Annotated in this window: 5 protein-coding genes; all 5 read right to left on the reverse strand. The window is 58.0% G+C overall.

Translation table 11 applies throughout. The features are described from left to right. Positions 1-89: 89 nt before the first annotated feature. Positions 90-1,310: a GIY-YIG nuclease family protein gene (locus tag KRZ98_RS16250; protein ID WP_217674487.1), complete on the reverse strand. Its 1,221-nt coding sequence runs from the start codon at positions 1,308-1,310 to the stop codon at positions 90-92. Further along, on the reverse strand, positions 1,303-3,369 hold the full coding sequence (locus KRZ98_RS16255; RefSeq protein WP_217674488.1) for a DEAD/DEAH box helicase: 2,067 nt from the start codon (positions 3,367-3,369) through the stop codon (positions 1,303-1,305). The genes KRZ98_RS16250 and KRZ98_RS16255 overlap by 8 nt, the downstream gene beginning before the upstream one ends. A 7-nt stretch (positions 3,370-3,376) precedes the next feature. Then, positions 3,377-4,513, reverse strand: coding sequence for a Fic family protein (locus tag KRZ98_RS16260; protein ID WP_217674489.1), 1,137 nt, complete (start codon positions 4,511-4,513; stop codon positions 3,377-3,379). Positions 4,514-4,672: 159 nt separating this feature from the next. Next, positions 4,673-5,428: a hypothetical protein gene (locus KRZ98_RS16265; protein WP_217674490.1), complete on the reverse strand. Its 756-nt coding sequence runs from the start codon at positions 5,426-5,428 to the stop codon at positions 4,673-4,675. A gap of 6 nt (positions 5,429-5,434) precedes the next feature. After that, on the reverse strand, positions 5,435-7,021 hold the full coding sequence (locus KRZ98_RS16270) for a DNA methyltransferase (RefSeq protein WP_217674491.1): 1,587 nt from the start codon (positions 7,019-7,021) through the stop codon (positions 5,435-5,437). Between the last annotated feature and the right edge of the window lie 111 nt (positions 7,022-7,132).

Below are 7,132 nucleotides of genomic sequence, written 5' to 3' on the forward strand. Positions count from 1 at the left end.
GTTTACGGTATCGAAGAGCATGCTGTGCTTGCCCTATCACAAGACGGCATCGACTGCCTGCGGGACCTCCTTGCCGAACATAAACGGACTCACGTGTAGCCCCGCGCGGCCTTCACCGAATGCATACTCACAAACCGGGCTGACGTCCGATCGTAGCGAAACTGCGTGACGCTGCCGTCGCTGATCTTGGACACAAGCTCGTCAATGGCGCTGAGGGGGACAAGAAACCATTCGCGTGGTTGCACCGTCTTGCCGAACCTATCTCCGGCCGAAAGGTCAAGGCGGGCGGGCCCAAGTGCGCGATGGATCAGGCCTTCCAACTTCGTTCGATTGATGTTGTAGAGCCGGTACTCGGCGACGATTTCGACATCAGCGAGCAGAAACGTCGGGTCGTTACGCGCGTTAGCGATCCTGCTGGCAACAGGCTGGCCGGTCACCCCAATCTTGTGGATCAGCTCGCGATGTTCCTCGATGTAGGGATGCACGGACTTGCTGCGCAAGACGTAGATGGTGCCGCTTTCGAGATCATCCGGCTCGGCGACGTTGCCGAAGAGCGGGCCAGCGCTTTGCTCGGTGATCCGCCGTGCGGTTTCATCACGATACAGCGCCTTCTGGAAGGAGCGTGATAGCACGCTGGCTTCCGTTCCATTGTCATAAATCACGCGGACGCGGCGGTCGTTCCGTTCGTACTGGGTGACGAATTCTTCGGTGGAAGCGGCGATATAGGCCATTTGTCCGCCGACTATGAAAAAATTACCGGGCTGGATTTCGGCAAGGGTTACCTCGGTTTGCCCAAGGACCTTAGCCTGTCTGGTCGCTGCCTTCAGGTCGGCCTGCGCACGATCGAACAGCGGCTTGAATGTGTCATAATCCTCGCATTTTTCACGATTGGCGATTTCCTCTGCTGCCCGTTTTTCGGCGCGTGAAGTGACATGGCGAAGCCGGGTGATATCGTCATCCTCACCTGCGCCGATACCCAGTTCAGACAGTAGTCCAGCATCATCGAGGTTCGCAGGCGACCGCGCTACGGAAGCAGCGCCGTCGAGAATCCCGCTTTGATCAATGGCCGCCAGCAGTTCACGAGCATCGGGCATATTCCGCAGACGATCGAGGCGAACGGCATAGAGCCGCTCGAATATGTCCCGGCCTTCGCCATGCTGGGGCAAGCGCCCGTACTCAGCAACGAACCGCTGGATATCCTCAAAACCGGCAATGATGCGCTCCTGAAGCGGCGTGAAGGAACGGACGGCCTCCGGGGCTGTCTCGACGCCAAGCTCAGCGAGAAGTTCAAGGTCACTCAGTTCAGCCATTGCTGGCAGCCTTCGTCGCGTGACGCTGGAGGAAGGCCACGCCTTCCGCCATCTTGCGCTCCCAGGCGTCCTGGGATGTCAGCGACGGCAAGCGGCCGCGCTCACGCTTGAATTCCAGGGCACGCTCGGCAAGAGCGCGGGCGTCGTCATAAGTCAGCTTGTCCTTCTTGGCGTTGATCACCGCCTGGACTTGCAGCAGCGTCTTTTCGTCCATGGCCTTGGCCAGCACGGCATAGGTGGCGCTGAACGGGTTCACCCGGTCGATGAGGTCGATGTCGAGATCGGTAACGCTGAGAGCGAATTTGCGCACGCCATCTACGAACGCCGTGCTGGCTTTAAGCTCTCCGTCAGCGGTGTCGCCTGAAATGGCGGCTTTCGCCTGCTGGGTCAGGGTCATGGCCGCGACGGCATGCTGGCGCACCGCTTCCTGATCCGCTTCGTTCAGTTCGGGGTACTTTTCCCGGATGATCTTACCCATTTTCAGCTGGGTCAGTTCTTCAGGCACGACCTCGGGGTCGAACATGCCACGCTCCAGCACGGCCTTGTCCTGTACGAACGAGGCAATCACCTCGTTCAGGTCTTCGCGGCAAATCCGTGTGGCCTCGATGCTGGTTGGCAGCTTCAGGCCCTTGATCTCGAAATGCATCTGCCCTTGCGGACCCACGCCAACGTTAAGCTTGCCCTCCTGATAGCCATCATCGCCATAGTCGAAGCCGGGCTTGGGCCCGGCATCCTTGGGCGTGAAGTCGAACCGGGGCGCAAGAACCTGTTCCATGAGCAGGCTGGCGGCAATCGCCTTGAGGTAATCGTTGATCGCGTCGACCACGAGCGGATTGTCGGCCGCCGGTTCCGCAATCAGGTTGGTGAAGCGGGCGCGCGTCTTGCCGGGTGCATCACGGGTGGCGCGGCCAATGATCTGGATGATCTCGGTCAGGCTGGAACGATAGCCGACCGTCAGGGCGTGTTCGCACCATATCCAGTCGAAGCCTTCCTTGGCCATGCCCAGCGCGATGATGATGTCGACAAAATCACGGTCCTCGCGTGCCTTGGGCGATTTCAGCGCTGCCACCACGCGGTCGCGTTTAGCGGCGTCATCATCGACCAGATCGGCAACTTTGATGATCTTGCCGCCAGCGGCGCGGATGAGGTGAAAGCCGGTTTCGGGATCGACGCCCTGCCAATCGCCGAGGTGGTTCATGATGTCCTCGGCCTCGCGGTGCTTTCCGGTGCGGGTGCTCTCTTTGGAATTGACCGACGGGATGTGGACGATCGTCTTCACCGTCGGATCGAGCAGCGCCGAAATCTTCTCGGTATAGGGGCCGGTGTAGAAGCTGTATCCGATGTCGAGCGTCTTGAGGTACTCGTACCCGTTGAGCTGCTGGTAGTAGGTGTAGGTGACAGGCTCGAACCGGTCTTCATCCTCTGGGGCCAGCACGGGGATGGCATCGCCGCGGAAATAGCTGCCGGTCATGGCGACGATATGCGCCTTGTCCCGTCCGATCAGCTGCGCAAGCTGAGCGCCGAGGCGGTTTCCGGCATCGGCGGAAACATGATGGAATTCGTCAATCGCGATGAGGCGGTTGTCGAACGCTTCCGGCCCCAACTCGTCAAACGCAAAACGGAATGTCGCATGGGTGCAGACCAGCACCTTTTCCTCGCTGGCGAGGAATTCGCCGACCGCTTTTACCTTGGACTTCGCCACCTTTGGATCGTCAGCACCGGGCGTGTTGCACAGGTTCCATTGCGGGGCGACAACCCAGTCGGCGAAGAATCCGTACTTGCTGAGAGGTTCGCTGCCGAAGCTCGCGCCGATGGAGCGTTCCGGTACGCAGATGATGGCCTGGCGGACACCTTGATTAGTCAGCTTGTCCAACGCCACGAACATCAACGCGCGCGACTTGCCGGAAGCTGGCGGCGATTTGATCAGCAGATACTGCTCGCCGCGCTTTTCGTACACCTGCGCCTGCATTGGCCGCATTCCCAGCTCGTCGGACTTCGTCGACACGCCGGTGTGGGCGGCCTTGAAGGACACGGCAGGGATGATCTTGTCGTCGGCCATGCGGAAGCTACTTTCGGAAGAGTTCAAGATAGTCGTGGAACAGGAACAGGCGATTGCGGCGTCCTCCGGTCACTTCCACCAGCACGCCTTGCTCCACCATATCATTGATCAGCGATGCGGCAGTATTGGTCGTGGTGGAGAGTAATGCCGTCACCGCCTTCACGTCGGTGACGGGCTGGGCATAGAGGTTGCGCATCAGTTGCTGCGCATTTTCCTGTCGCCGATGGCTGAAGCGCGGGAGCACTTCGCGCTCGATGCGTTCCTTCAGCGCAAGGATTGCGCGGAAGACGCCCGCCGATCCTCGGGCCGTTTCCTCCACCCCGTGCAGGAAGAAGACCAGCCAGTCGCGCAAGTGGTTCCCTTGACGCACGGCCATCATGTGGTCGACATAGGCGGTCTTGTTTCGCTCGAAATAGTCGGACAGGTAGAGCGCTGGCCTTACCAGCAGCTTTTCCGAGGCGAGGTAGAGCGAGATCATCAGCCGCCCCAAGCGTCCGTTGCCGTCCAGGAACGGGTGGATCGTCTCGAACTGGTAGTGCGCGATCGCGATCTTGATCAGCGGTGGCACCATGGCTTCGGCGTTGTGCAGGAACTTTTCCAGATCGCTCATCAGTTCCGGCACATGATCGTGGTGCGGCGGCACGAACACGGCATTCTTCAGGCTTACCCCGATCCAGTTCTGGCTGATGCGAAATTCGCCTGGCCGCTTGGTTTCACCGCGTACCCCGTCGAGCAGGATGGCGTGGGTATCGCGCAGCAGCCGGTTGGACAGCGGCAAACGTTCCAGGCTGTCGATGGCGAAGGTGATGGCGCGGATGTAGTTCTGGACCTCGCTCCAGTCGTCGCGCACCTCGGGCAGCAGGTCTTCTGCATCCTTGAACGCATCTTCGATGTTGGTCTGGGTGCCCTCGATCCGGCTCGATTGCGTGGCTTCCTTGGCCACGTACATGCGGATGAAGAATTCGATGTCGGGGATCAGCTGGGCAAAAGCGTTCAGTTCGCCAAGCGCGCGGTCGGCCTGGCCGAGCAGTTGCAGGACCTGCGGGTCGGATATCGTCCAGCCATGGTTGATCGGCTCCGGCAGGAAGCTGCGATACTCTAACTGGGCTTCAAACTGCCCTGCCTGATAGGCTGAAAGATCCATATCTCAGAAAACGCCTCTCAATCTGCCATTGAGATTTTCATATGTCAGATTCGCGCTGACACAAAGGGCTTGTTTCAGTTTCTGCCCCATTTTCTGATTTATAGATTTCCATATGTCAAAATGGCGCGTCAGCGTTGAGAGCGCCCGAACATGACAGGATCAAGCAGGCGGCTGATCCTTCTCAATCGCCTTTTCGAGCCACTTCGGCAGATCGCCAATCTGCGATGTGAACGTGTTTTCCGGAACATCCTGCCAGAATGCAACGATGGCATCGGAGAACTGGTCGAGGTCATCGTCGGTCACGGTGAGGTTCGTATAGTCAGGTGGAAAACGCAGCAGCGGTTCGGGGAAATCATCGCGCTTCAGGAATTGCGGGGCATCCTTATGCAGCTTCTCAAACGAAATGCCTTCGCCGTGCTTATAGACGTTCACCACCAGATGGCACTGATGCAGCCGCTGAAAATATGGACGTGAAAGGACCGGCCAGCCCCAGCATTCCAGGAAGTCTAAAAGCTGGTCGATGGTCGCCTTCCAAAGCGCAGCCCGCGTGTGGCTGCCATGGATAACCCGGCCCAGTTCGCGCGTGACCCAATCGCGCAGCTGCTTTTCCCACTCATGGTACATACCAGCGATCACGCTCAATCGCGTTGCCTTCTGCAGGTCTTCGAGTTGCAGGTAGAATGAGACGCTTTCGTCCCATGCCTGCTCATAGGCATCCGCAGGATCATCCCGGTCAGGATTGAAGTAGGGTGCCCGATTGGCCAACCAGTCATCCGCGTATCGGTCCGCATCTTCCTTCATGGTGCCGAACTGAGAGAGCAGGCGTGTTCTGGCCTCGGACACATAGAAGCGGTGATTGGCGATCAAGCCGTCGCGAAACGGCCCCCACATCTGGAACAGCACCCGGTCAACCATCCCCGATCACGCCGCCTTGGCGCTGGTCATTCTGGTGTAGAGTTCGAACAGTTTTTCGAGCCGTTCGGTGTCGTTGCGAAAGCGGCGGCCGATATAGATGCGCTCCAGCACCTCGTCGTTGCGTTCATGCGCATGGCGGAGGTTTTCGGGCATTTCCTCCGGATCATATAGATCGGCGATGGTCGCCGGAAAATGCGCCTCGCGCGCGAGGAGGATGTCCTCGGCGCAGCGGGTAAGATCGGCCATGTGTTGTTGAGTTAGCCCAGAAGGTGGAAGCGGAAAGGTGTTCCAACCGAGAGTGTTAGAATAAGATAGTCGCATCTCAAGCCGACCGCAGATTGCCTCAATCCACGCCAGGTGCAACTTCGACGAAATGATAGCCAGGGCCCAGAGAGGTCCTTCAGGAATGTAGAAAGCCTTGTTGGTTGGGATTACTGAATCTCCGACCAATCCCGCCGGAAAAAATTCCCTATTTTCGGATGAAACAATCGGCACGAAAATCTTTCGCCCATCATCACCTTTGCGCTCCCGAAATTGATGCGGGCGGGCCGCTAGTTTGTTGACGGCCTCATCGGTTGTTTCCAAGCGATCCTTCCGCACGCTGTCGATGCGCTCACACACCGCAGGAAAGCGTCGGGCATACTCAACTTCAGAGTCATCAATCCAAAGGCAATACCTCAGCTTCCCATTGATAAATTCCGTTGAGCCGATGAACCGCCGAACCATGGTTTCCGGCACCCCGTCTTTCAACAACGCAGACTTCTCATCAGCATCGAACATCAGACCAGCCGACTTCGAATAATAGACGCCGTACTCCATGGGAATCTTTGTCCATTTGGGCTTCTTGGACGCTGGCACTACGGAGATCGTATGGTCAGTCAGATACGGGTTGATGTTTGCAACCTCACGGACGCTCTCATCAGTAAATATCCGCCTGATCCCGCCCGGCTCCCTATCAACTCCGGTCACAATGACGGTCACGCCAGCTTTGTTGGCTGCGAGGTTCGACCACTTGAAGGACGTATGGGCGAACCTGATCCGGAAACCCCGATCCAAGAGGATTTTCCAAGTAATCGGAACCTGCTGCCCTTGGCAAAGGCTGTTCGTAGTCACGAAGGCAAAAGGTGCGTGGCACACCTCGTTGTACATCGCAGCCTTCATCAGCCAAGCGCCTACGTAGTCGACATTTTTCCACTGCGTAGTCAGGCTAGAGAAGACGCGCTCCAAGTCTTCCTTTTCTTGGCGCTCCTGCTTTCGCGTGCCCTTGAAGGGTGGATTTCCGCAAATGTAGGTTTCGCCACCTTGATGCTCGAAGTCGATCTCAGATTGATCAAGCGGGGTGCCAAAGAGGTCGTCACTCTTCACTTTTACGGGCGAGCCACTGGTTCCCCAAAGGTCGACCCAATCAAGCTGAAGCGCATTTCCACACGTAATCCAGTTCTGGCTATCGAGCGGCAGAAAGTCAGCAAGCGCTTCCTTTTGGCCGCGATAGAGCACGTCGCACTGGAACTCGGCGATGATCAGAGCGAGACGCGCGATCTCAGCCGGAAAATCGCGCAATTCGATGCCGCGAAAATTAAGGCCTGTGGACAATTAGGGGATTCCCTTTTCCGCGCAGATCGGATTCAAGACTGGCGAAGGGAGCGCCATCTTGGATCGACACGGATTAAGCGACGAGCAGTGGGAGCGGGTCCGTCCGTTTCT

This window comes from Sphingobium sp. AS12 (assembly GCF_019097845.1).
Taxonomy (GTDB): domain Bacteria; phylum Pseudomonadota; class Alphaproteobacteria; order Sphingomonadales; family Sphingomonadaceae; genus Sphingobium.

Bases quoted from the DNA above. Each gene is read 5' to 3' on its own strand.
- KRZ98_RS16250 (WP_217674487.1), bottom strand. From the start codon at position 1,310: ATGGCTGAACTGAGTGACCTTGAACTTCTCGCTGAGCTTGGCGTCGAG.
- KRZ98_RS16255 (WP_217674488.1), bottom strand. From the start codon at position 3,369: ATGGCCGACGACAAGATCATCCCTGCCGTGTCCTTCAAGGCCGCCCAC.
- KRZ98_RS16260 (WP_217674489.1), bottom strand. From the start codon at position 4,513: ATGGATCTTTCAGCCTATCAGGCAGGGCAGTTTGAAGCCCAGTTAGAG.
- KRZ98_RS16265 (WP_217674490.1), bottom strand. From the start codon at position 5,428: ATGGTTGACCGGGTGCTGTTCCAGATGTGGGGGCCGTTTCGCGACGGC.